Source organism: Mycobacterium sp. E183, assembly GCF_001667735.1.
GTDB lineage: Bacteria > Actinomycetota > Actinomycetes > Mycobacteriales > Mycobacteriaceae > Mycobacterium.
On record NZ_LZJN01000191.1, the window covers coordinates 69,791 to 92,654 of the forward strand.

Annotated in this window: 20 protein-coding genes; 6 read left to right on the forward strand and 14 right to left on the reverse strand. The window is 65.5% G+C overall.

The genetic code is table 11. The features are described from left to right. Window positions 1-42: 42 nt before the first annotated feature. Both A5691_RS23185 and A5691_RS23190 read right to left on the reverse strand, forming a co-directional pair. Window positions 43-1,278, reverse strand: a complete 1,236-nt coding sequence (locus A5691_RS23185; protein WP_067747557.1) for a sodium-dependent bicarbonate transport family permease — start codon at window positions 1,276-1,278, stop codon at window positions 43-45. A 290-nt stretch (window positions 1,279-1,568) separates the two neighbouring features. Continuing rightward, the gene (locus A5691_RS23190; protein ID WP_067747559.1) at window positions 1,569-1,781 is read right to left on the reverse strand and encodes a hypothetical protein; all 213 of its coding nucleotides are present in this window, start codon (window positions 1,779-1,781) and stop codon (window positions 1,569-1,571) included. Between the two features lie 367 nt (window positions 1,782-2,148). Between A5691_RS23190 and A5691_RS23195 the strand changes: the two genes are divergently transcribed. Further along, entirely contained in the window at window positions 2,149-3,501 is a 1,353-nt protein-coding gene (locus tag A5691_RS23195) for a salicylate synthase (RefSeq protein WP_067747561.1), read from the forward strand. 154 nt (window positions 3,502-3,655) lie between these two features. Beyond that, window positions 3,656-4,672, forward strand: a complete 1,017-nt coding sequence (locus A5691_RS23200; RefSeq protein ID WP_067747563.1) for an acyl-ACP desaturase — start codon at window positions 3,656-3,658, stop codon at window positions 4,670-4,672. A gap of 475 nt (window positions 4,673-5,147) precedes the next feature. On the opposite strand, the gene A5691_RS23205 is transcribed toward A5691_RS23200, so the two are convergent. The 11 genes from A5691_RS23205 to A5691_RS23255 all read right to left on the reverse strand — a co-directional run bounded on the left by A5691_RS23205 (window position 5,148) and on the right by A5691_RS23255 (window position 17,135). Further along, window positions 5,148-6,071 carry a MerR family transcriptional regulator gene (locus A5691_RS23205; RefSeq protein ID WP_067747565.1) on the reverse strand — a complete coding sequence of 308 codons (924 nt, stop codon included), beginning with the start codon at window positions 6,069-6,071 and terminating at the stop codon, window positions 5,148-5,150. Between the two features lie 3 nt (window positions 6,072-6,074). Beyond that, the gene (locus A5691_RS23210) at window positions 6,075-7,577 is read right to left on the reverse strand and encodes an NAD(P)/FAD-dependent oxidoreductase (protein ID WP_067747567.1); all 1,503 of its coding nucleotides are present in this window, start codon (window positions 7,575-7,577) and stop codon (window positions 6,075-6,077) included. Further along, complete coding sequence (locus tag A5691_RS23215) at window positions 7,574-8,494, reverse strand: reductase (RefSeq protein WP_067747569.1); 921 nt, start codon at window positions 8,492-8,494, stop codon at window positions 7,574-7,576. Before A5691_RS23215 ends, A5691_RS23210 begins: the two co-directional genes overlap by 4 nt. Before the next feature lie 20 nt (window positions 8,495-8,514). Further along, entirely contained in the window at window positions 8,515-9,357 is an 843-nt protein-coding gene (locus A5691_RS23220; RefSeq protein ID WP_067891219.1) for an SDR family oxidoreductase, read from the reverse strand. A gap of 3 nt (window positions 9,358-9,360) precedes the next feature. Next, on the reverse strand, window positions 9,361-10,371 hold the full coding sequence (locus tag A5691_RS23225) for an alpha/beta hydrolase (RefSeq protein ID WP_082950462.1): 1,011 nt from the start codon (window positions 10,369-10,371) through the stop codon (window positions 9,361-9,363). 114 nt (window positions 10,372-10,485) lie between these two features. After that, on the reverse strand, window positions 10,486-11,649 hold the full coding sequence (locus A5691_RS23230; protein ID WP_068014849.1) for an NDMA-dependent alcohol dehydrogenase: 1,164 nt from the start codon (window positions 11,647-11,649) through the stop codon (window positions 10,486-10,488). 22 nt (window positions 11,650-11,671) lie between these two features. Beyond that, window positions 11,672-13,123, reverse strand: coding sequence for an aldehyde dehydrogenase family protein (locus tag A5691_RS23235; protein WP_067747660.1), 1,452 nt, complete (start codon window positions 13,121-13,123; stop codon window positions 11,672-11,674). 14 nt (window positions 13,124-13,137) lie between these two features. Beyond that, the gene (locus A5691_RS23240; RefSeq protein WP_067778681.1) at window positions 13,138-13,932 is read right to left on the reverse strand and encodes an SDR family oxidoreductase; all 795 of its coding nucleotides are present in this window, start codon (window positions 13,930-13,932) and stop codon (window positions 13,138-13,140) included. Then, window positions 13,925-15,205, reverse strand: coding sequence for an amidohydrolase family protein (locus A5691_RS23245; RefSeq protein ID WP_068014852.1), 1,281 nt, complete (start codon window positions 15,203-15,205; stop codon window positions 13,925-13,927). Before A5691_RS23245 ends, A5691_RS23240 begins: the two co-directional genes overlap by 8 nt. Before the next feature lie 118 nt (window positions 15,206-15,323). Next, entirely contained in the window at window positions 15,324-15,956 is a 633-nt protein-coding gene (locus A5691_RS23250; protein WP_067778687.1) for a TetR/AcrR family transcriptional regulator, read from the reverse strand. Between the two features lie 54 nt (window positions 15,957-16,010). Beyond that, window positions 16,011-17,135, reverse strand: a complete 1,125-nt coding sequence (locus A5691_RS23255; RefSeq protein WP_068014855.1) for a dihydrodipicolinate reductase — start codon at window positions 17,133-17,135, stop codon at window positions 16,011-16,013. 121 nt (window positions 17,136-17,256) lie between these two features. On the opposite strand from A5691_RS23255, the gene A5691_RS23260 reads away from it, so the two are divergent. Next, window positions 17,257-18,402, forward strand: a complete 1,146-nt coding sequence (locus A5691_RS23260; protein ID WP_067747583.1) for an ABC transporter substrate-binding protein — start codon at window positions 17,257-17,259, stop codon at window positions 18,400-18,402. Here the strand turns inward: A5691_RS23260 and A5691_RS23265 are convergent. Continuing rightward, window positions 18,394-19,452 carry a dihydrodipicolinate synthase gene (locus A5691_RS23265; RefSeq protein ID WP_067747585.1) on the reverse strand — a complete coding sequence of 353 codons (1,059 nt, stop codon included), beginning with the start codon at window positions 19,450-19,452 and terminating at the stop codon, window positions 18,394-18,396. The two genes, A5691_RS23260 and A5691_RS23265, sit on opposite strands and share 9 nt — an antisense overlap. A 198-nt stretch (window positions 19,453-19,650) precedes the next feature. Between A5691_RS23265 and A5691_RS23270 the strand changes: the two genes are divergently transcribed. From A5691_RS23270 to A5691_RS23280, 3 genes are read left to right on the forward strand one after another with little or no spacing between them, the layout of a single operon-like run. Continuing rightward, window positions 19,651-20,817 (forward strand): cytochrome P450, encoded by a 1,167-nt coding sequence (locus A5691_RS23270; RefSeq protein ID WP_231980948.1) that lies wholly within the window; start codon window positions 19,651-19,653, stop codon window positions 20,815-20,817. Window positions 20,818-20,832: 15 nt separating this feature from the next. Beyond that, window positions 20,833-21,915, forward strand: a complete 1,083-nt coding sequence (locus A5691_RS23275; protein ID WP_068014860.1) for a dihydrodipicolinate reductase — start codon at window positions 20,833-20,835, stop codon at window positions 21,913-21,915. 32 nt (window positions 21,916-21,947) lie between these two features. Beyond that, on the forward strand, window positions 21,948-22,859 hold the full coding sequence (locus A5691_RS23280; protein WP_197694358.1) for an SDR family NAD(P)-dependent oxidoreductase: 912 nt from the start codon (window positions 21,948-21,950) through the stop codon (window positions 22,857-22,859). Window positions 22,860-22,864: the final 5 nt, after the last annotated feature.

Below are 22,864 nucleotides of genomic sequence, written 5' to 3' on the forward strand. Positions count from 1 at the left end.
CACCATGATTCACCGGCCTGCGCGACCGCGTGGTTGGCGAAACTAGAACCAGTGGGCGATCAGCCGATTGACCTCGATGTACAGCGGGATGCCGATGGTGACGTTGTAGGAGAACGTCAAGCCGAGCGACGCGGCAAGCGGCAGGGTGGGACTGGCCTCCGGGATGGCGAGCCGCTGGACCGCCGGGACGGCGATGTAGGACGCGGCGCCACAGAGCACCGCGAAAAGCACATAGGTGCCGGGCTTGAAGTCGGCGTGGGTGAGCGACGAGTAGATGTGCGCGACCAGGATGCCAAGCGGGGCAAAGATATTCGGGGCCAACAGGCCGAAGACGATGAACCCGGGGCCGGCGCTGCGCAGGTCCTTCAGCTTCCGGGAAGCCGTCATGCCCATCTCGAGCAGGAACAGACACAGCACGCCCTGGAACGCCATGACGAAGAACTTGTCGTCATCGGCGACCACCTTCTGCCCCTGTAGCCCACTGACCAGGCCGATGATGATGCCCCCCATCAGCAGGACAAGTCCGGGGTTGAGGAACACCTCTTGGAACAGCTCCCGCGAGAAGATCGGCGCCCGCTTGCGCGCCGGGCCGGCAGTGCTCTGGTCGGGCTCCCAGTCCGGGTGGTCGAGCTTTTCCAGGGAGAATTCCAGCTCCTCTTCGATGCCGCGCTCGTGCTCGGCCGCCAGGCTCTGGCCGTGCGGTGGCTTGGCCGCGGTGCCCGGCCCGACCGAAACCCGCACCGGCGCTGTGTAGCCCGGTTCGTCGACCATGTTCCCCGCCGCGTCCATCCCGCGGTGACGCAGCCGCGCCACCAAATACAGGGCCACCAGACAGCCGGGAATCTCCATGACGGCCAACATGACCGGCATGTACGCGTTGAAGGCCATGCCGACGGCCGTCAGCACGGCCACGCAGGTGGCGAACGTTCCCGCTGAGTCTGACCCGTAATAGCCGGCAACGGTCGCTCGGTCGACTCGCCGGAGGGTGGTCAGCCAGTTCAGCAGCAGGTAGGCGATGCCGCCGATTACGAAGTTCAGCACGAATCCCAAAACCATGAAGCCGACGATCATCCCGATGCTGCCGGCGCTGATCTTCGCGAGCTCTTCACCCCCGTGCCAACCAATGGCCAGCAGCAGGTACATGGTCAAGCCCTGATAGATGACGTAGGGGAATTCGAAGCGCACCTTCAGGATCGGAATGAGAAAGCCGAAGTAGAAGAACAGCAGGAGCGGCTTGAACAGGTTGTGGGTGAAGTTCTGCCAAAACTCTTGCAGCATTTGATGCCTTCCTCGATGAGTGCGGTGATCAGGGAAAGCACCGTCCGCAAGCGGAGCCACCACGAACATCCCGACGACCGTGGAAAACTTATCCCCGGCGATGTCAAACCGCCACTCGAATGCAAAGCATGAAGTACAGGCGTGTCGAATCGATGCCGACGCGCCGATGACGGGCAAAAGCGCTGTTCAGACGGTTTCTGCCGACTGCCTTCCGGCCGCGGGCCACCGACACCGCAGGCGTGGGTTTGGTGGGAATATGCTGTGCATTTGCTGTGTGGCTAGCACAGGAATCAGCGGGCCGACGAAATTACCGAGGGCCTGACCCCGACGCCCTTCTTGCGGTGTGTCACCGACAGCCATGCCATCGGCGAGTAATAGGTGGTGATTTCCTCGAAGCCGTCGACCCTCGAGACTGTGAGCACGCCGGTCTCTTGATTGATTTCAAGCCCGTCACTCTCGCTGCCCTGGATCTCTTCGCCGTTCGCCAGCCGGATCACGAACATGACGTCGCTTTCGAATCGGCACGATCGTGCTCGCCGGAATTCACCGCCACTCCTTCACTCACGCCGCTGGGGCCTGCCGCCTCCCATTAAATCTCCCGGCCGGCGGGTTCGCACGATCTCGCCCGGAGTTCAGGCGAGGTCACGTCGCATGGGCCGTGCAGGGCTCCGACCGGGCGGGTCGTCGCGTTCCGTGTACCTGCGCTAACTGGCAGAGTCGGCGGGCCGGCGTGGGATCGAGTTGCGGCACGAGCGGGGACGGGCCGCCGCCCCGGCTTGACGAAGTTCTCGGCAGGACGGAGCGAATATGCCGGGCCGCGGCTGGGACAGCTTGCGCGTCCTTAGATAGGTTAGGCTACATTTACTAACCGTGACCGAGGTCAGCGTTCAGACGAGTTCCGCCGGCTCCACGTCATCGCCGATTCCACTTCCCGCACACGTGCACCCGGCCGACCTGGCCGCCGAGCTCGCCACGCGGTTGCCCGAACAAGCCGGCGAGGAGTACCTGGTCTACGAGCGCGGCGGTCAATGGGTACTCGCCAGCGGCGTGCGCGCGATGGTCGAGCTGGACAGCGACGAGATGCGGGTCGTCCGGGACGGCGTGACTCAGCGCCAACGGTGGTCGGGGCGGCCCGGGCCGGTCCTGGGTGAAGCCATTGACAGGCTGTTGCTGGAGACCGACCAGCTCTTCGGTTGGATCGCCTTCGAGTTCGGCGTCTACCGGTACGGGCTGGAGCAACGGTTGTCGCCGGGAACCCCGCTGGCCCGCGTGTTCTGGCCGCGCACTCGCATCGTGGTGACCCGGGAGCACGTCCAGCTCTGGGGCGCGACGGCGGCGCATCGCGACATGGTTCTCGGCCTGTTGGGCGACGGCATGCCCGAGGTGCGCCAGGCGCGCCCCGTCGACGTCATCGCCGACCCGTCCAACTATCGCGACCGGGTGGCATCGGCCGTCCGCGAGATCGCGGGGGGCCGCTACCACAAGGTGATCCTGTCCCGTTCGCTGGAAGTGCCTTTCCCCCTGGACTTCCCGTCGACTTATCGGCTCGGTCGCCGCCACAACACCCCGGTGCGGTCATTCCTGTTGCGTCTGGGGGGAATTCGCGCTGTCGGTTACAGCCCCGAGCTGGTCGCGGCGGTCCATGATGACGGCATCGTGTTGACCGAGCCCCTGGCGGGCACCCGCGCGCTGGGTCGCGGTGTGGCACTCGACCGGCAGGCCCGCGACGACCTGGAGTCGAATTCCAAAGAAATTGTCGAACATGCGATCTCGGTGCGCAGCTCGCTGCAGGAGATCACCGAGATAGCCGAACCCGGTAGCGCGGTGGTCACCGACTTCATGACGGTGCGCGAACGCGGCAGCGTGCAGCACCTGGGCTCCACGGTCAGCGGGCGACTGGGCCCGTCGAACGACCGGATGGACGCGCTGGAAGCGCTCTTCCCGGCCGTCACCGCGTCGGGCATCCCGAAAGCGGGCGGCGTCGAAGCGATCCTGCGCCTCGACGAGGGTCCGCGCGGCCTGTATTCCGGAGCGGTCGTGATGTTTTCGGCCGACGGCGGCCTGGACGCGGCGTTGACGCTGCGGGCGGCATACGAGCGCGATGGCAGGACGTGGTTGCGCGCGGGGGCGGGCATCATCGAAGAGTCCACCCCCGAGCGTGAATTCGAAGAGACCTGCGAAAAGCTGTCCACACTCGCGCCCTATCTGGTTGCGCGGCAGTAGCCCGTCCGGTCGGTCGAGGGCGCTGTGAGCGGCGTCCCTCGGCGTAGGGACCTTTGGCCCTAGTTGGTCGAGTTTCCCGCGTGTCATCTTTATGTAACCCAATGACACAGATACATTGCGCGTTACTGGACGGCACACATAACTGGAGGGCTTCGTGTCCGAGGACCTGACTAATCTGCAGCTACTACACGAGCTCGAGCCTGTGGTCGAGGGCCTGCTCAACCGCCATCTTTCGATGTTCAAGGAGTGGAATCCCCACGACTACGTCCCGTGGTCGGACGGCAAGAACTTCTACGCGCTGGACGGTCAGGACTGGGAACCCGGGCAGAGCCGGCTCCCCGACGTCGCGCAGGTGGCGATGGTGCAAAACCTGCTGACCGAGGACAATTTGCCGTCCTATCACCGCGAGATCGCGATGAACTTCAGCATGGACGGCCCGTGGGGTCAGTGGGTCAACAGGTGGACGGCCGAGGAGGCCCGGCACAGCACCGCGCTGCGCGACTACCTTGTGGTCACCCGCGCCGTCGACCCGGTGGCGCTCGAGCAGCTGCGGCTCGAGCAAATGACTCGGGGCTTCAGCCCGGGACAGAATCAGCAGGGCGACATGTTTGCCGAGAGTCTGTTCGACTCGGTCATGTACGTCTCGTTTCAGGAACTGGCTACCAGGGTCTCCCACCGCAACACCGGCAAGGCCTCGCAAGAACCGATCGCCGAGCAGCTGATGGCCCGAGTCTCGCACGACGAAAACCTGCACATGATCTTCTACCGGGACGTCAGCGCGGCGGGTCTGGACATCGCCCCGAACCAGGCGATGAAGTCGGTCCACAAGATCCTGCGCAACTTCAAGATGCCGGGATTCACGGTGCCGGAGTTCCGGCGTAAGGCGGTGATCATCGCCGTTGGCGGCGTCTACGACCCGCGCATCCACCTCGACGAGGTGGTGATGCCCGTGCTGAGGAAGTGGCGCATCTTCGAACGCGAAGACTTCACCGGCGACGCCGCGCGGATGCGCGACGATCTCGCCGTGTTGGTCAAGGAGCTCGAGCAGGCCTCCGACAAGTTCGAGGAGTCCAAGCAGCGTTATCTCGAGCGTGAGGCCCGCAAGACCGAACGAATCACGGCCAGCAAGGTGCTCCAAACGGAAGGCACGCTGACCTTGAGCGGCCACTGACGAGGTCCGGGTGCGCGGGGTTCCTGTCCCAGCAGCCTGACGGCAGCGTTCGCTGCGCTCGAAATGTGTCAGTTCCGCCGGGGGCGGGCGATCTAAGCCGCTGCGCCCTCCGAGCGCGTCTTGGCTGAGGACTGAACTCCGGCGCTTCGCCTGATTGGGGAGTTTGAACCCCGGCTGGGCGGGGAATTCCTGCATGCCCCTCATATTGTGAAGATCAGGAAGTCCCATGCTTAGCGCACGTATCGACCGCTTCAAGGAAGATTGGTTTCTGTTTCTCGGCAAGCTAGCGGCTGTGTCCACCCCGCAGTTGGGCATCATCTACGGCTTTGCCAATCGTCGAGAGGCGCGGGATCCGGTGAGCCAGGGCGGGCCGACGGCGCGTCCTCTCGCTCACCGGCCCCGACTGATCGCGTAGCGTTTCCGATTCGACCCGCAAACCGACGGTCAGGGGGCTTACCCCCGGGACCGGCCCCGCTCAGGCCCAGTCGGCGGTCGCGTTGGACTCGAGGTAATCGGCGAGTATGCGGCTCACCAGTGACTCGATATTCGACTCGATCGACGACGCGAGCGTGGCGGCGACCGTTGCCACGGCCTGAGTCCGGAAGCGCACCAGCATGGTGATCAGCTCGGCGATCTCGGCATCCGCCGGCAAGGGTTCCCCCGGCTTGATGCGGTCCAGGACATGCTCGGCGCCGGCGCGCACCAGCATGTCGCTGATCTTGTCTATTTCGGGCACGATCTGCTCGTGTAAGTCGACGAGCTTCTCCAATTTGACGCCGTAGCCCCGTATTTCGTTGAACGCCTCGATCAGTTTGGGGCGGGTGACGGTGGCTCTCGCCCCGTCGACCCGGATGACCTGCAGCGCCACCAGGCGGTCGAACGCTTCGGGGTCGTCAACGAGTCGCTGCGCATCGGCCAGCGGCATGGTCTCAGGCTTCTCCGTCGTCCAGGTGCCCACGATCGCCGTCTCGAGGCCCAGCACGTCGCCCAGGTTCTTGCCTTCTTCCCAGGCGCTGAGCATTTCGCGCACGTGGGCGATGTTGTATCCGCGGTCGAGCATCGAGGTGATCAGCCGCAGGCGGGTGAGGTGCGTGTCGTTGAACAGGGCGATGCGCCCGACGCGCAACGGCGGAGGAAGCAGCCCGCGGTCACGGTAGACCCGGATGTTGCGGGTGGTCGTGCCGGCCAGCCGCGCCAGGTCGTCGATCCGGTACTCACCGGACGCGGGGGCACCTTGCGGGTGGCGGACCGCTGCGTCGAACAGTTGTGAGACCGCGGTCTCGATCAACTGCCGGTACTCCCGCGACTGGCGCCGCACGCGCCTCGGCGCGCGCCGCACGTTGTGCAGCACGCTGGCGATGGTGCCGGGTTCGGGTCTCGAAGAACGGTCGGGTGCCATGCGTCAGCCCGACGCGGCGGCAAGCGGCGTGGAGTCGCGCGCCACCGCTTGGTAGTCCCCGTAGCGGAAATCTTTCATCTGGCGAAGATACTGCGTCGCGAAACCCGGGTACATCGACCCGTTGTATCCGTCCTTGGTCAGGTACCAGCTGCGGCAACCGGACATCCACGTCGTCTTCGTGAGGCGGCGCTGCAGGCTGTCGTTGTGGCGGCGCTGAACCTCTTCGCGCACATCGAGATAACGCAGGTCGTTGTCGAGAATGGCGGTGATGCCGCGAACCGCGTACTCGAGCTGACCCTCGATGTAGACCAGCAGCGAGTTGTGGCCAGGCCCGGAGTTGGGCCCGGTCATGACGAACAGATTCGGATATCCGTGCACGCTGATGCTCTTGTAAGCCTGTGCGCCATCGGCCCATTCGTCACCCAGCGAGCGGCCGCGCAGGCCGGTGACCGGGAAGGGCGGTCCGGTCAGATGGACGTCGTAGCCGGTGGCGAACACGATGCAGTCCAGGTGATGTTCGATGCCGTCGCTGGTGCGGATGCCGACCGGGCTCAGGGTGGCGATCGGCCAGTCGATGAGCTTGCAGTTCTCGCGCTGAAGGGCGGGGTAGTAGTCGCTGGAGACCAGCATGCGCTTGCAGCCCGGGCGGAAGTCCGGCGTCAGCTGGCGGCGCAGCCACGGGTCCCTCACCTGAGCGCGCAGATGCGCCCGCCCCAGCCGGGCGGCCAACGAGGTCAGCGGCGTGTCCCACACCAGGGCCGTGGCGCTGGCCTCGTGGCCCCAGAACAACGCCTGCCGCGCAAGTTGCTGGGCGGCGGGCACTTTGGCGAAGAGGGTCTGCAGGGCGGGCGGGGTGGCGACGTCCAGGCGCGGCAACACCCAGCATGGCGTGCGTTGGAACACCTTGACCAACCCGGCCCGCTTCGCCAGCTCGGGGATGATCTGAATGGCGCTGGCGCCGGTACCGATGACGGCGACCCGTTTGCCCGAGAAGTCGTAGTCGTGGTCCCAGCGGGCGCTGTGAATCTTGTGTCCGCGGTAACTGTCCAGGCCGCGAATGTCGGGGAACCTGACGTCCGACAGCGGTCCGGAGGCCAGCACGACGGTGCGCGCGCGGAATCGCTTGCGGCCTTTGGTGGTTGCCGTCCACACCCCGCTGTTCTCGTCGAAGGCCAGACCGCTGACCTCCTGGCCGAATCGAATGTGGCGACGGATGTCGAATCTGGTCGCCATGTCCTCGAGATGGCGGCAGATCTCCGGGGCGGGGGAGTACGTCCGCGACCAGCTCGGGTTCTTGACGAACGAATACGAATACAGCAGCGAGGGCACGTCACAGCTGGCGCCGGGATAGGTGGTGTCGCGCCAGGTTCCGCCCACCCGGTCGCCGCGTTCCAGGATCACGACGTCGTCGACCCCGGCGTCGGCCAACCGGATCGCCGCTCCCAGTCCGGTGAAGCCGGCTCCGATGACGAGCACCGCGTGGGCGCGGTCGGCGGCCATCATCACGCGGCCGGCCGGTAGGTGAGTTCCTTGAACCAGCTGGGCACGGGTTTGAGCAACGGCTTGGGATAGCGGTCCGACAGCCACACCATCGAATTGGCCAGCAGGTGGTAGGGGTGGGCGGGGTTGACGACCATCGCGGCGTGTCGCTTGAGCAGTTGGTATGCCGGCACCCGCGAGGTGCGCTCACCCCGCTCGCCGAGCTGCTTGAAGCGTTTGACCGCGTTGTAGAGGCGCTCGGGCTCCATGCCCATGCCGGCCATCTCGTTGCGGACGCGATTGAGCAGCGGGATATACATCAGGGTGCCGACGATCACGCCCGGCGACGCGACTGTCCCGACGAATTCGATGGCAAGTTTGCGGGCCCTCGCGTGGCCGATCATGTCGAGCACCGCGAAATCGACGGCGATGTGGCGTGATTCGTCGTTGTTGATTTTCTCGAAGACTTGATGGCACACCGGGTCTGCAACGGTGTCGAGCAAGAACTTCAGCAACGCGCCGTCGAGGGCGACCTCCAGCATCGGTATCACGGTGCCCAGCACGGACAACGGCATGTCGTCGGAGTAGGCGTCGAGCCACTGGATGGCGAGCCGGATGTTGACGTTCGGCTTGGGAACTTCGCCGTCGTCGAGCATGCCCCAGCGCTTCATCAGCGCCATCTCGGCGTTGGCGTGCCGTTGCTCCTCGGCGTGGAAGTACCGGTAGATCTCGGCCAGTGTCGGGTTGGGCGCCTTCTTGGCCAGGGCCGCGAATCCGCGGGCGCCCACGTTCTCGATCCAGCACAGGTCGGCCATGAAAGCCTTGAGCTTGGGCCGGAATTCCTCCCGGATGGTGTCGGCGCCGGGCGCGTCCCAATCGATGTCGGCGAGCGCCCATTGGCGGTCCTTGATCTTGGCGAGCATGGCTTCCATGTCGATGGCCACTGGGAGCTCCTTTGCTTTGGTCAGGGCAGGTTGATCCGCGAGGCCAGACCGGCCGCACGTGTATAGGCGTGTGGTGCCAGGCGTTTGATGCTCCAGCCGATTTTGGCGTCGAGCTGTGGCATGCAGTAGAGGTCGCCGCGGTCGTGCGCGTCCAGGCAGATCCGCGCGACTTTGTCCGCCGAGAATCCGGTCCAGCGCATCAGCTTGTTGGCCAGTTCGCTGGATTCCTCGCTGATGCGGCCGGATTCGACGATGTTGGTCTTGACGAAGGTCGGACACAGCACGGTTACTCGCACGCCGGTGCCTGCCAATTCGGCGGCCAGGGTCTCGGACAGTGACAGCACGCCGGCCTTGCTGACGTTGTAGGGGGCCATTCCCGGCGCCGCGCCGAACGCCGCCGCCGACGCGACGTTGATGATGCCGCGGGGGGCGGGCGACGGCTCCCGGAGGATCGGTGCGAAGACGTGGCAGCCGTGAATGGGGCCCCACAGGTTGATTCCGATGGTCCATGCCCAATCGTCCAGGGGCGTATCACCGATGGCCGCGCCGCCGGCGCCGACGCCGGCGTTGTTGATCACCAGCGTCGGGCATCCGGAAAACCAGGCCTGTGATTGCCCGGCCAGCGCCCGCACGTCCTCGAAGTGCGAGACGTCGCAGCGGATCGCCGTCGCACTGGCGCCCAGTTGGGTGATCGCGTCGGCCGTCCGTTGGGCGGCCGCTTCGTCGATGTCGCTGCAGACGACCCTGCCGCCACGGCGGCCGAGTTCGATGGCGAAGGCCGCCCCGATGCCGCTTCCGGCGCCGGTCACCACCGCGGACGCACCGCGGCTGGTCTTCGGCCTGCCCAGCAGTCTGTCCAGCATCGCTCAGCGCACCTCCTGCGTTGTGACGCGTGCATCCTGCAACGCGTGGGTGACGAAGCGCGCGACGTAGCCCATGGCCGCGGCGGCTTCGGGCGTCATCCGGGGCAGCGCCTGAAAGACGTGCACCTGGTGTGGCCAGATCTGCAATTCGCAACGGCCGCCGGCGGTTTCGATGTCGGCGGCGAGCTGACGGGCGTCGTCTTGCAGCATCTCCGCGCCCCCGGCGTGGATCAATGTCGGGGGAAGCGGAGGGCCGCCGGCGACGTTGAGCGTCAACCGCTGGTGCGCGGGATCGACGCCGGCGTGATACATGCCGACCAGGCGGGCCGCGTCGGCCGCCCGGATCGCGGGATCGCGGCGCAGTCGTTCTCGGGCGAGGCACAACTCGAAGCTGAGGTCGTACAGCGGGGAGAACAACGTCAGTGCGGCGGGGTGATCGGCCACCACCTCGGGTTGCAGCAACATGTCGACGGCCAGATGGCCGCCCGCCGAATCCGCGGCGACGACAAGCCCTTTCGGCGACAAACCGCACGAGTCCACCAGCCAGTCCCAGCCCGAGCGCACGTCGTCGGCCGCGGTGGGGAAGCGGTGGCGGGGCGCGAGTCGATAATCGATGCCGAACACCGGCAGACCGGTCAGTGACGACAGCCAGGATGTCAACCGGCGGTGCGTCTTGGCCGAGCACACGGCGAAGCCGCTGCCGTGCACGTAGTAGACGGCGCCCGCGGAGGTGGACGACCGCGCGGTATCGCTTGTCGGCGTGCGGGGCCCGTAAACCCATTCGCCCTTGACCCGGCGACCGTCCGGCAGCCTCGTGTCGACGTGTTCGACTCGGGTGCCCGCCAGTGAGGGCCCGAAGGTGCCCATGATCCGGGCGACGATTTGGCGCGACAGCCACAGGCCCCACGCCCGCTCGGGCGGTAGCAGGCCGGTGACGGGCCGCAGGGTGTAAGCACTTACCGCTGCCGCGCCGCGGGACCGCAATGACCCGCGGGTCGGAACACCGTCCGCCATGCCGGGAAGTCAATACCAAATGGTGACATTAGTCAATGGCAGCTTTTAGGGGTCGGGTGCTTGCTTCGCAACGCGCGGCATGCGCGGGCCCATCGGCTCCCCGTCGCCGTCCAACTACTCGAAAGCGATGACGCCCCGGATGTTCTTGCCGGCGCGAAGGTCTTTCATGGCCTCGTTGATGTCGTCGAGCTTGTACTTCTGCGTGACCAACTCGTCGAGCTTGATCAGGCCCGCCTCGTACATCGATAGCAGCTTGGGCATCGCTTCGCGCGGGTTCATCTCGCCGTAGAGCGCCCCTTTGAAGGTCTTGCACGAGTTGACCATGTCGCCGAGCATCATCGGGACCATCATGTCGGTGATCTTGGCCATCCCGGTCAGCACACAGGTTCCGCCCTTGCGCAACAACATCATCGCCGTAAAGATCAGGTCGGCCGGCACCACCCCGGGGGTGAGAACGACGCGGTCGGCCATGACTCCCCAGGTGATCTCCTTGACAAGTTCGACCGCCGCACCGGCATCGACGGCGGTGTGGGTTGCGCCGAACGTCGGCGCGATCTGACGTTTGAATTCGTTGGGGTCGACGGCGACGATGTGCTTGGCGCCCGCGACCTTCGCGCCCTGCACCGCGTTCATGCCGATCCCGCCGACACCAATCACCACGACGGTGTCACCCGCTCCCGTGCCTGCCGCGACGGATCCCGAGCCGAATCCCGTTGTCACACCACAGGACACCAGGGATGCGGCCTCCAAGGGGATCCAGTCATTCACCTTCACCAGCGAACGCTCGGACGCCACCACGTACTCGGAGAACGTGCCGACCTGCATCATCGCCATCAGATCCTCGTCGCCGAGGTGGCGTCGCCGGGTGCCGTCGGTGGTCATTGCCTTGCTGTAAATGTCGGAGCCAATGTCGCACAGGTACGTGTGCCCGGTGGCGCACCATCGGCAGCTACCGCAAGCAGGCAGGAACGAGATCGCCACATGGTCGCCAGGTTTGAGTGTCTTCACCTCGGGACCGACCTCTTCAACGACACCCGAGCCCTCGTGGCCGCCGAGCATCGGGAACCATTCGGGTACCGGAATGCCGGACGCCCGCATCATTTCTTCCATCTCGGCCGTCGGCACACTGTCGCCGGTGTAGAAGTGCTCGTCAGAATGGCAGATGCCGGCGTAGGCCATCTTGACCAGAACCTCGCCGGCGTGCGGAGGATCGAGCTCGACGTCGGTGACTTCCCAATCGATACCGACGCCGCGTAACACCGCTGCTTTGGACTTCATTGTCGCTTCTTTCAGTTGGGAGTCAGGCGGCAGGCCAGCCGACGGTCTTTGTCTCGGTGAAGATTTCGAGCCCCTCGATGCCGCATTGTCGTCCGACACCGGACTGCTTGTAGCCGCCGAACGGCGCGTCGGCGCCGTACCAGAGTCCGCCGTTGATGCCCAGGGTGCCGGTTCTGATCCGGCGTGCGACGGATTTCGCGCGATCTAGATCAGCGGCGAACACCACGCCCGACAGGCCATAGATCGAATCGTTGGCGATGCGCACGGCGTCGTCGTCGCCGTCGAACCCGATGACCGACAGCACCGGCCCGAAGATCTCCTCCTGGGCGATCGTCATCTTGTTGTCGACGTCGGCGAATACCGTTGGCTCGACGTAATAGCCCTTGGGGAGATGCTTGGGCACCCCGCCGCCGGTGACCAGTCGGGCGCCTTCCTGCTTACCCTTCTCGATGTAGCCGAGCACGCGGTCATGCTGCCTTTTGGAGACAAGTGGACCCTGCAGCACCGACGGGTCCGTGGGGTCACCGTATTTGTTGTTCTCCATCGCTGTCTTGACGATTTCGACCGCTTCGTCGTAGCGCGAGTTGGGGACCAGCAGTCGGGTGGGCATCGCGCAGCCCTGCCCGGCGTGCATGCAGATGAAGGCGCTGCCGCCGACCGCGCCGCCGATGTCTCCCTCCTCGTCGAGGACGAGGTACACGGACTTGCCCCCGAGTTCGAGGAAGGTGGACTTGATGGTCTCGGCGGCCGCCGCCATGATGCGCCTGCCGGTAGCGGTCGAGCCGGTGAACGCCACCATGTCTACCAGTGGCGAGGTCGAAATCACCTCTCCGACGGAATGATCGGACGACGGGACGATGTTGATGACCCCGGGCGGGATGTCGGTGTGTTCGGCGATGATGCGGCCGATTCTGGTGGCGTTCCACGGTGTGTCCGGGGCGGGCTTGAGCACGCAGGTGTTACCCATCGCCAGGATGGGGCCGATCTTGTTCAGGATGATCTCGAAAGGAAAATTCCAGGGCGTGATCACACCGACGACTCCGATCGGCTCCTTCCAGACTTCGCGGGCCGTCAGGCTGCCCAGGCCGAAGGCGTCCTTGTCGGGAAGCGGCCGTTCCCAAGCGAATTCACCGATCATGTCCGCAGGCCAGGTAAGCGCTTCGCGGAGGGGGACGTCGAGCTGCGGTCCGTAGGTGGACAGCACGGGGCAGCCGACCTCCGCGACGAGCTCGCCGCGTAAGTCCTCACGTTCGGCTTCCAGCGCCGCCTGCAGCTGCCGCAGGCCGGCGGCTCGCGCCTCGCCATCGCGTGACCACGCCGCGTTGTCGAACGCGTGCCGTGCCGCGGCGATGGCGCGTTCCATGTCGGCGTGGGTGCCGTCGCAGGTGGTGCCGAGCACCTCCTCGGTCGCCGGATTGACGTTGTCGAATCGCCGCCCGGATACGGACTCGACGAGCTTGCCGTCGATGAGCATGCGCGGTTCGTGGTTCACCAATTCCGAAGCTCCTTCACTGCATCAGAGGCGCGTGGGGCCAGAGTCAGATGTGGGATGAAACTGCTTTTGCCGCAACGGATAACGGAATCGACAACGTCAACCAGGTGCTCGACGTCGACGAGGCCGCCGAGCATGTATTTGTTATCCATCCAGTATCTGATAGCCGCTTCCAGGGCGTCGGGGTCCCACGCCTTGTTGAACTCAGTCTGCGCGTCGCCGGTGCCGCCCAGGCTGTCGCCGACGGCCAGACGGGTGAAGCCGATCTCCGGATGCTCGATGCGCCAGGCCTCGACAAGCTTGTCCAGCGCCGCCTTGGACACCGCGTATGCGCCGAGCAGCGGCCACGGCGTCGTGTACGACGCGCTGAGCGACGAGAGGTAAACGGCACCGCCCGCCGCCGCGGCCAAATGGGGCGCGGCCGCGGCGGTGACGAGTGAGGCGCCGGTGACGTTGGTGGCGAACAGTTGCGCCCACTGTTCCGCGGTCACCTCGCGCAGCGGCGCGAGCACACCCATGCCGGTCGTGTAGACCAGGGCGTCGAGCCCGCCGAGCGCGCCGACCACCTCGGACATCGCCGCCTGGCAATTGTCGGCGACGGTGACGTCGCAGGCGACGGCCACCGCGCCGTTGCCGGCTTCCCCGGCGGCATCGACCAGCCTGTCGTATCGCCGCGCCAGCAGCGCGACATGTGCGCCTCGCTGGGCAAGCCCTATGCCGATGCATCGTCCGAGGCCGGCGGAGGCACCGACGACAGCGACCCGCAGCGGGCTTTGTCCGTTGTCAGACATCGAGCTTGGCGCTCATAGTGCCGAGGGTCGCGCCCGCGGTGCGTTCGAACCGGCCGTGGTCGAAGCTACGGATCTCGACATCGTGGTCACCGGCTTCGGCGCGCAGGGCGCCGACCGTGCATCGTTCTCGGGTGCGGTGCTGGAACGGGTCGAATGAGTACCAACGGCATGCGTTCTCATACGTGATCTTGTTGATCTCGTCGTCGGGGAGGTCAACCATGACCAAGGCAAGCTCCTCGGCTGCCGCGGGCCACGACGAGTCCGAGTGCGGGTAGTCACACTCCCAGGCGATGTTGTCGATGCCGATGTCATGGCGCAGTTTGACGCCAATCGGGTCCGCGATGAAGCAGGTCAGGAAGCGCTCCCGGAACACCTCGCTGGGCAGTTTGTTTCCGAAGTCCTGGCCGGTCCACAGGTGATGCATTTCGTAGGTTCGGTCGAGGCGGTCGATGAAATAGGGAATCCAGCCGGTGCCACCCTCGGACAGTGCGAAGCGGACGTCGGGAAACTCCTTGATGACGCGGGACCACAGCAGGTCGGCGGCCGCCGAGCAGATGTTCATCGGTTGCAGGGTGATCATTACGTCGACGGGCGCGTTGTCGGCGGTCATCGTGATCTTGCCGGAGGACCCCAGGTGGACCGAGAGCACCGTGTTGGTGTCCGACAGAGCCCGCCACATCGGATCCCAATACTCGTCGTGGAAGCTCGGGAAGCCGAGCGTCGCGGGGTTTTCGGTGAAGGTGACTGAGTGGCAGCCTTTGGCGGCGTTGCGGCGGATCTCTTTGGCGCACAATTCGGGATCCCACAGCACGGGCAGCCCCATGGGCAGGAAGCGCCCGGGATACGAGCCGCACCATTCGTCGATGTGCCAGTCGTTGTATGCCTGGGTGACGGCGAGGGCGAGGTCCTTGTCGGTGTGGGTGGCGAACAGCCGGCCCGCGAAGCCGGGGAAGGACGGGAAGCACATCGATCCCAGCACGCCGCCCGCATCCATGTCTTTGATCCGCTCATGAATGTCGTAGCACCCGGGCCGCATTTCGTCGAAAGCGGTCGGCTCGACGCCATACTCCTCGCGTGGGCGTCCCGCCACAGCGTTGAGCCCGATGTTGGGAATGATGGCGTCGTTGAAAGTCCACACCTCCGAGCCGTCGGGCCGGCGGATGACCCGGGGCGCCGCGTCCGCGTACTTGCTTGCTAGCCTGCCCTCGAACAGGTTCGGCGGCTCCACCAGGTGATCGTCGACGCTGACCAAGATCATGTCTTCGGGCTGCATGAGTCTCCTTGCACAGAGGTTGAGAACGAGGCTATCAGATAGGCAGAGTAACTATTTCGATTTCCGGAAATATTCATTTCCACTGGTGACGGACGTGGCCTCCACACTTCGGCAACGCTCAGCGCCGCGGCGTCGCGTGCGGCTCGACGGCAAACGAGAGCAGTAGCCGGTCCAGGATCCTGGCGGCCCGGCGACGCGCGCTCTTGGGGTTTGCGGAGTGCGCGACGAGCAGCGAGGCCTCCTCGAGCGCGGCGATGAGCATGTGCGTCAGTTCCCCGACGGGTTGATCGTCGATGGTGCCCTCGGCGATCGCCTCGCGGACCACCTCGTTGATCAGGGCGATGCTGTTGCCATTCTGGATTTCGCGCAGGGTCTGCCAGCCCAGCACCACCGGTCCGTCGACAAGTATCACCCGCTGCACCGCGGGTTCCATTGCGGCTTCAAGGAATCCGTGCAATCCACGCGTGAGCCGTTCCCAGGCGTCCGCGCCCGGCGGGGGAGCGGCAATGGACCGGAGGGTGAGATCGTTTTCGACATCTTCGAATACCGCTCGAAAGAGCTCGGCTTTGTCCTTGAAGTGGTGGTAGAAGGCGCCGCGCGTTCCGACGCCCGACCTCGTCACGATGTCGCTGATGCTCGTGTTGAAGAATCCGTGTTCAACGAACAGCTCGCGACCCGCGTCGATCAGGTCGCGACGGGTCTGCTCGCCCCGGGCGCGTCGATCCTCGTCCGCCCCGCCACGCTTCGCCATGCCGACGATCGTAGCAACCTTCAGTTTGAATGTTGAGCGTCGGGACGGGCCGCCTCAGCGCACGATCCCGCGAACCGTCATGAGTCCAAGATCGGCGTGCGACTTGAAACCCGGCGGCGCATCGCAGATGGCGGGGATGGAGTTCACGGGCTCCATCGCGGTCCATGCGTAGCCTATGTAACCGGGCTTCGCGTGCTCGCGCGCCTGCGGGCTGCCGCGCAGGATGAGCTCGGTGCCGGGGTCACCCTCGATCACCACGCGGTAGTGGTAATACGGTTCCCAATCGGGCCTCGGGTCGATGGCGTCGTGCTCGATGAACGAGTAGAGCTCGTGCAAGGTGATGAACGGCCTGCCGTCCACCCACGCTGTCCAGAGGTGATGTTGGGATGCGACGGTGCCCGTCTTGATCACACCTCGCAGGCCGGGCATGTCCATGTCCGCAGTGCCCTCGTACGGGATGTCGCGGGTGGCCAGGCCCAGTTCGACATCTGTCGTGAACTTGTCGACACTCTTGCCCAAACCTTCGACCACCATCGTCAGCGATTGCGCGAACAACGACCATGCATCTTGAAAGAGATTGCCCTTGGCGAACTCGTCCGGTGTCTTTCCGAATCCCATCTCGTCCAAGTACTTCAGCGTGTCCTTGTTGAAGTTCACCGCCTCGTAGATGTGGATGTGGTCGGTCTTGCCGACGATCCGGGCCAGCGTCAGGACGAGCAGGTCCGCCGCGTAGCCGGGGTGGATGCCGCCTCCGTGGAACGACGTTCCACCGTCTTGGCACGCCGCCTCGATTTTGTCGATGTCGGCGCTGTTGGTTTCGGTCCGATGCCACCAGGCCCCACCCGAGGCGACGACGCTCTTTCCGCCGCGCAGCAGTCGGCAGATCTCGTCGACGTCCGACCAGAGGGGCGCGTAGAACACGCAGTCTGCGTCAAGGCCCTCCAGGGTGGCCTTGTCCGTGGTTGCGAGCACGCCGATCGGCCCCACCCCGACCAGCTCGCCCGCATCCTTGCCAACTTTCTCCGGGCGGTTGCAGAGCACTCCGACCACCTCATAGAGGGGATTGTGGGCGAAGTGGCGCAGCGCCAAGGTCCCGACATTGCCCATGCCCCACTGGATCACGCGATATTTCTTCTCGGCCGCCGACACGCTCGATTCCAGTGGTGATGTGAGCGTCATGGTGTCCCCTTCGCGTGAGGCCAGATGGGAGCGAGCACTCCGGAAGCCGAATATGCAGTTTCGCGAATCATTGTTTCCGTATGGTGGCGATTACACAACCTTCATCCGGTATGTTGCCGCTATGGCAGACGACGGCGTTCGCGCGTACGGTTCGGTCGCTCCCCTGAAAGTCGGCTTGCTCAACGATTATCCGACTTCCGGCGACACGGACAACGACAGCATCGACGCCCTGCGGCTGGTGATGGATGAAGCGTTGTCCTCCGGGCTGATCGACCGGCCGATCGAACTCGTCACCCGAAACGTGGTGGGCTTGCCGAACGGCACCTACCTCGCGGTCGAACGTGCCTTCGACGAGCTGGTCGCGGAGGGATGTCTGGCCATCTACGGGCCGTGGGTATCGGACAACGTGGTGCCGCTGCGCTCCCATGTCGAGGCCACGGCTCGCGTTCCGATCGTCACCCTGTCGGGGTCCGAGGGTGCGCTCGGAGAGTGGTGCTTTGCGCTGAACAACGGCTCGATGGCCGAGGAGCCGGTGATGCTGGCGGCGGTGATGATCGGGGACGGGCGGTCGAGGATCGCGATCGCCTATGAGTCGTCACTGATCGGAAAGGAGTACCTCGCCTTCGCCGAACGAGCCTACGACGCCGCCGGCTTGAAGGTCGTTGCGACCGTGGCAATTCCGCAGGTGGAGGCCGACAAGGCCAAAGCGGTCGCCGCGCTGAGTGCGTCGGAGCCCGACGCGTTGGTGCACGTCGGGTTCGGACATGGCCTGTGGGGGTTCACGGACGCGCTGCTGGCCGCCGGCTGGGACCCCCCGCGGTACACGACGACGGCCTTCGAAATGGCGCACATCAACGCGGAATGGAGGCGGCAGTTGTCCGGCTGGATCGGCCTGGACAGCTACGACGAGCGCAACACCGTCGGTCAGGCCTTCCTGGACCGCTTTGAAGCCAGATACGGTCGTCGGCCTGGTCATTCGATGCCGGGCCTGTCGCACGACGCGGCGACCGTGATCGTGCGCGGCCTCGCGGCGGCACGCCCGCTCACCGGGGAGGGAGTGAAGAACGGGCTCGAGCAGGTCAAGCTGATCCCGTCGGCCAGCGGCGCTCCCGGGACGTTCCTGCGGTTCGGTCGGTTCATCCGGCAGGGCTGGATGGGATCCGACTATCTCATTGCCCGCAGGGTGCTGCCGGACGGCAGTGCGCATGTCTTCCACGCGGCGCCGAGCGACCACATTGCCCGCGCGGTCGCGCGCGCCTCACGCTAGTTGGATCGCGCCGAATACCGCCGCGGTCACGATGCCGGGCGGTTGGGCGAGCACATACGGAATCGCGCGAATCGCGCCCATCGCGATCATCAGGTGGCCCGGCATGGCGTGCTGACCGGGTTGCGCCGTGCCGTCGAATCCCACGTCGAGCTGGAGTTCGAAGCTCGGCTCGCCTTTGATGACCGCGCGGATGAGGGGCGCCTTCTCGCCGGGCGCCAGCGGCGCCATGCCCCACTGGGGGAGGTCGCGGGTGAGGACCCACTCCTCGTGAATGGCCAGCAGCGGACGGCCCGACCAGTGCCCGACCCAGGAAAACCTCTGCCCGACAACCGTTCCCGCCTCGATAGTGCCGGCGGGTACCTCGATGTCGTGCGGCAGGGTGGTGGCGTCGACCGCCACGTCGATGCGCGACAGGGTGATCCCGAGGACGTCGGCCGTGGCGTTGAGCGCCTGGCGGTACGCCATATCGAGCTTCTTGATGATCGGGGAATCGATGCTGACGTCTTCCGGCGGTCTCCCCATGCCCATCAGGTCGACCAGCATCGGCCGGCTGTCCACGGCCGAAACGTCAGTGGCCTCATAGAGGTCGATCCGGTCGATCGTCTTGCTCAGCCCCGTCACCGTGGCGACCAGTCGCTCGAACATGAACCCGGGGTTCTCGCCGGCAGCATGGAAACGCGACTCACCTTGTCGGCACGCCTCGACGAACGCGGACTCCGTTTCCGCCCCATAGGTCGGCAAATGGTTATACGACGTCGTAGTGATGACGGTGCTACCCGAGGCGAGTAGGCGGCAGATGTCCTCGGCGTTCGTTTCGATCGCGTGTGCTTTGCTGGCCGTGTGCACGACGACGTCGGCGCCCAGCGCGACGATCGCGTCCTTGTCCGCCGTCGCGATCACGCCGGTCGTCGGCGGGAGACCACACAGCGCGCCCGCATCGAGCCCTGTCTTCGCCGGGTCGTAGACCAGCACCCCCACCAGCTGATAACGGGGATTCTCGATGAGCTCTCGGAGCGCGGCCCGGCCCACGGCGCCGGTCGCCCACTGCACGACTCGAATAACCAATCGGACGCTCCAGGTTGCGGTTTCGCGATGTAAGCCTTCTGGTTCATTCAACCTACATCATGTAGGTTTGCAACCGACAATATGTAGGTTGATGGGCTTATGAGGTGGCACGTGGTGGAGTCGAGGGTTGACGACGACATCGAGCAGCGCATCCGCGAGGCGCAGGAGAAGTTCAACGCCGGCATGGGCGCCGACGGCGACGCGACCCCGTACCCGCTGCTGCGCGAACTGCGGCAGAAGGCGCCCGTTCACCCGGGCTGGCCGGAGATGGGGGTTCCGTGTGACGGACCCGGCGGCAAGAAGACCTTCACCGCGTACTCGTTCGACGCCGTCAAGGCCGTGTTCACCGACAACGTCACGTTCAGCACCCGCGTCTACGAGGATATGGTGCGGCCACTGCAGGGTCCGACGATTCTGGAGATGCAGGAACCCGAGCACGCGACGTACCGCAGGTTGCACGAATTCGCCTTCGCGAAGTCCTCGATGAAGCGCTGGGGCACCGAACTCGTCGGGCCCCTCGTGGATCGCACGATCGCGAAGATTCGTGATGGCAAGCGTGCCGATCTGGTGGCCGCGGTGTTCATGCCGATCCCGGTCCGGATCATCGCGGCCCTTCTCGGGTTGCCCGAGTCCGACATCGGGGAGTTTCACCGGCTGGCCATCGACCTGCTCGGCTTTCGCGCCGACATGGAGACCGCCATGAAGGCGTCGGCGGAGATGAAGGAGTACTTCATCGGCGTGCTGGCCGACCGGCGCAAGTCGCCGAAGGACGATATGGTGACGATCCTGTCGCGGGCCGAGATCGACGGCGTCAAAATGTCGGACGAGCAAATCTACGGATTCATGCGCAATCTCCTGCCCGCCGGAGCGGAGACCACGTCGCGATCGACAGCGAGCCTCGCGCTGGCCCTGTTGACCCACACCGACCAACTCGACGCGGTTCGCGCCGACCGCACCCTGTTGCCCCAGGCGATCGAGGAGGGCATCCGGTGGGAGACGCCGCTGCTGAATTTCATCCGGGAGGTCACCACTGACACCGAGTTCTTCGGGCTCGACATCCCGAGGGGATCGACGATGATGGTGAACCTGGGCAGCGCCAATCACGACGAGACGCGCTGGCCGGACCCCGAAACCTTCAATATCTTCCGGGAACGCAAGCCGCACATCGGGTTTGGCCACGGTGCGCACTTGTGCCTGGGGATGCATCTGGCCCGGTTGGAGAGCACCAAGTTCTTCAACGCGCTCTTCGACGAATTGCCGGGGTTGCGGCTCGACCCCGACGCCCCGCCGCCCTATGTGAGCGGCACGATGTTCCGTTCACCGCCCCGTCTCGACGTGGTCTGGGATTGAACGGACCCGACTGACATGACTCGCGTGATCCAATGGGCGACCGGGGTGACCGGAATGATGGCGCTTCGCCATGTGCTGGGCCGCCCAGACCTGGAACTCGTCGCGGTGCGCGTCTACGACCCGGCGAAAGCCGGCGTCGATGCGGGCGCCCTGTGCGGGGCCTCCGAAACGGGGGTGCTCACTTGCGAGGATCGGGATGCCGTGATCGGCACCGACGCCGACGTGGTTCTCTACATGGGCAAGGTGGAAACCGACACGCCCGGCTGCTTCGCCGACGTCTGCGATCTTTTGGCGTCGGGCAAGAACGTGGTGGCCACCGGTAGCCGGTTCGTGCATCCCCGATCGCTGCACGAATCGCTGGCCGACGCAATCGAGAAGGCCTGTCGTGCGGGCGATTCGTCATTCCTTGGGCTCGGCCTCTACCCGGGCTTCGTCGGCGAGTCGCTGGTGCCCATTCTGTCCCGCCTCACCGAGCGCACCGACCGGATCAACGTACGAGAGGTGCTGAACTACTCGACCTACGCCAGCCACGACCTGATCTTCAACGCGATGGGCTTCGGGCATGCGCCGGACGACACCACCCCGCTGCTGACGAACACCGACTACGCGGCAAGCGCGTGGATCGGCAGCGCGACAATCCTGGCGCAGGCCCTCGGGCTCGAGATTCGGTCCGTCGAGGGTTTCCGCGAAGTCGCCACAACGCCGCGACCCCTGACGGTGGCGGCTGGAGAGATCCCCGCGGGCACGGTCGGGGCGATGCGCTTCGGCGTCGTGGTCGACTGCGGTGAGACCACCCTCGCCGTGGAGCATCTCACCAGGATGGCCGACGACCTGGCGCCCGAATGGCCGACGGAGATTGGCTATCAGGTGGCCTTCGAGGGCAAGCCCAACATGAGTCTTCATCTCGTGATCGGCTCGCATGAGGAGGATCACGCCGAGCAAGGCTGCCTGGCCACCGCCATGCACGCCGTCAACGCCATCCCGGCCGTGGTCGCGGCCGAGCCTGGGCTCTACGACCTTTCGACGATCACCCCGTTCGTCGCCCACTGGACCGAGCGTGGTGCCGCGTCCGCCGCGTCGCCGCCTGCGGGAGGCTGAAATTGGTCTCGTTCACCGATCGGGTCGTCCTGGTGACCGGCGGTGCCCGCGGCCTCGGCGAGGCGTATTGCCATGAAATGGCCCGTCGCGGAGCCGCCTTGGTGGTCCACGACAACGGCGCCGAAACCGACGGAAGTGGAGGCGACCCGAAACCGGCTAATGACGTCGCCGCCGCGATCTGCGCCGCGGGGGGACGGGCGGTGGCGTGCGCCTCGGACGCCAGCGCCGAAGAAGGGGGGCAGGACGCCGTCGACCTGGCCGTCAGCGAATTCGGACGATTGGACGCGATCGTCGCCAACGCCGGCATCATCCACGACGACGCGTTGCCGGAATGGCCGACCGAACGCTTCGAGGCGCTGCTGCGGCACCACGTGTTGGCCGCCTTTCACGTCATCCGACCGGGTTTCGCGGTGATGCGGGACGCCGGATACGGGCGACTGGTGTTCGTTTCCTCCGCAGCGGGGGTTTTCGGGCAGCCGGGCTTGACCGGATACGCCACGGCCAAGACGGGGATGCTCGGGTTGATGAACGTCGCGGCGCTCGAGGGTGCGGCGCACGGCATACACGCCAACGCCATCATGCCGATGGGCGACACGCGAATGGCCATGGCACTGATGGGGGAGGCCGGCCGCACGGCCGATGCTCGGGCCTTCCTGCAGACGCTGCGGCTCGATCAAGTGGCACCGGTCGTTGCCTACCTCGCGAGCGAGAGCTGCATCCTGACACAAAAGGTCCTGAGCGCTTTCCGTGGACGGGTGGCCGCTTTGCAGATCGGTGTGACCCGTGGCTGGTTCGCCGCCGACGGTGCCTTCGACGCCGAGGGCGTGGCGGCCAATCTCGACCGTATCCTCGACCCATCAGATATCTTCGTGCCCGGCAGTATCTTCGACGAAATGGAATATGTTTTCGCGACGGTTCCTTCTGAGTCGCAGCCGAATTCCTGACCGAA

Excerpts from the sequence above, each read along its gene's own strand:
- A5691_RS23185 (WP_067747557.1), bottom strand. The coding sequence starts at position 1,278 with ATGCTGCAAGAGTTTTGGCAGAACTTCACCCACAACCTGTTCAAGCCG.
- A5691_RS23190 (WP_067747559.1), bottom strand. The coding sequence starts at position 1,781 with ATGTTCGTGATCCGGCTGGCGAACGGCGAAGAGATCCAGGGCAGCGAG.
- A5691_RS23205 (WP_067747565.1), bottom strand. The coding sequence starts at position 6,071 with ATGGCACCCGACCGTTCTTCGAGACCCGAACCCGGCACCATCGCCAGC.
- A5691_RS23220 (WP_067891219.1), bottom strand. The coding sequence starts at position 9,357 with ATGCTGGACAGACTGCTGGGCAGGCCGAAGACCAGCCGCGGTGCGTCC.
- A5691_RS23225 (WP_082950462.1), bottom strand. The coding sequence starts at position 10,371 with ATGGCGGACGGTGTTCCGACCCGCGGGTCATTGCGGTCCCGCGGCGCG.
- A5691_RS23230 (WP_068014849.1), bottom strand. The coding sequence starts at position 11,649 with ATGAAGTCCAAAGCAGCGGTGTTACGCGGCGTCGGTATCGATTGGGAA.
- A5691_RS23235 (WP_067747660.1), bottom strand. The coding sequence starts at position 13,123 with ATGCTCATCGACGGCAAGCTCGTCGAGTCCGTATCCGGGCGGCGATTC.
- A5691_RS23240 (WP_067778681.1), bottom strand. The coding sequence starts at position 13,932 with ATGTCTGACAACGGACAAAGCCCGCTGCGGGTCGCTGTCGTCGGTGCC.
- A5691_RS23245 (WP_068014852.1), bottom strand. The coding sequence starts at position 15,205 with ATGCAGCCCGAAGACATGATCTTGGTCAGCGTCGACGATCACCTGGTG.
- A5691_RS23250 (WP_067778687.1), bottom strand. The coding sequence starts at position 15,956 with ATGGCGAAGCGTGGCGGGGCGGACGAGGATCGACGCGCCCGGGGCGAG.
- A5691_RS23255 (WP_068014855.1), bottom strand. The coding sequence starts at position 17,135 with ATGACGCTCACATCACCACTGGAATCGAGCGTGTCGGCGGCCGAGAAG.
- A5691_RS23260 (WP_067747583.1), top strand. The coding sequence starts at position 17,257 with ATGGCAGACGACGGCGTTCGCGCGTACGGTTCGGTCGCTCCCCTGAAA.
- A5691_RS23270 (WP_231980948.1), top strand. The coding sequence starts at position 19,651 with ATGGGCGCCGACGGCGACGCGACCCCGTACCCGCTGCTGCGCGAACTG.
- A5691_RS23275 (WP_068014860.1), top strand. The coding sequence starts at position 20,833 with ATGACTCGCGTGATCCAATGGGCGACCGGGGTGACCGGAATGATGGCG.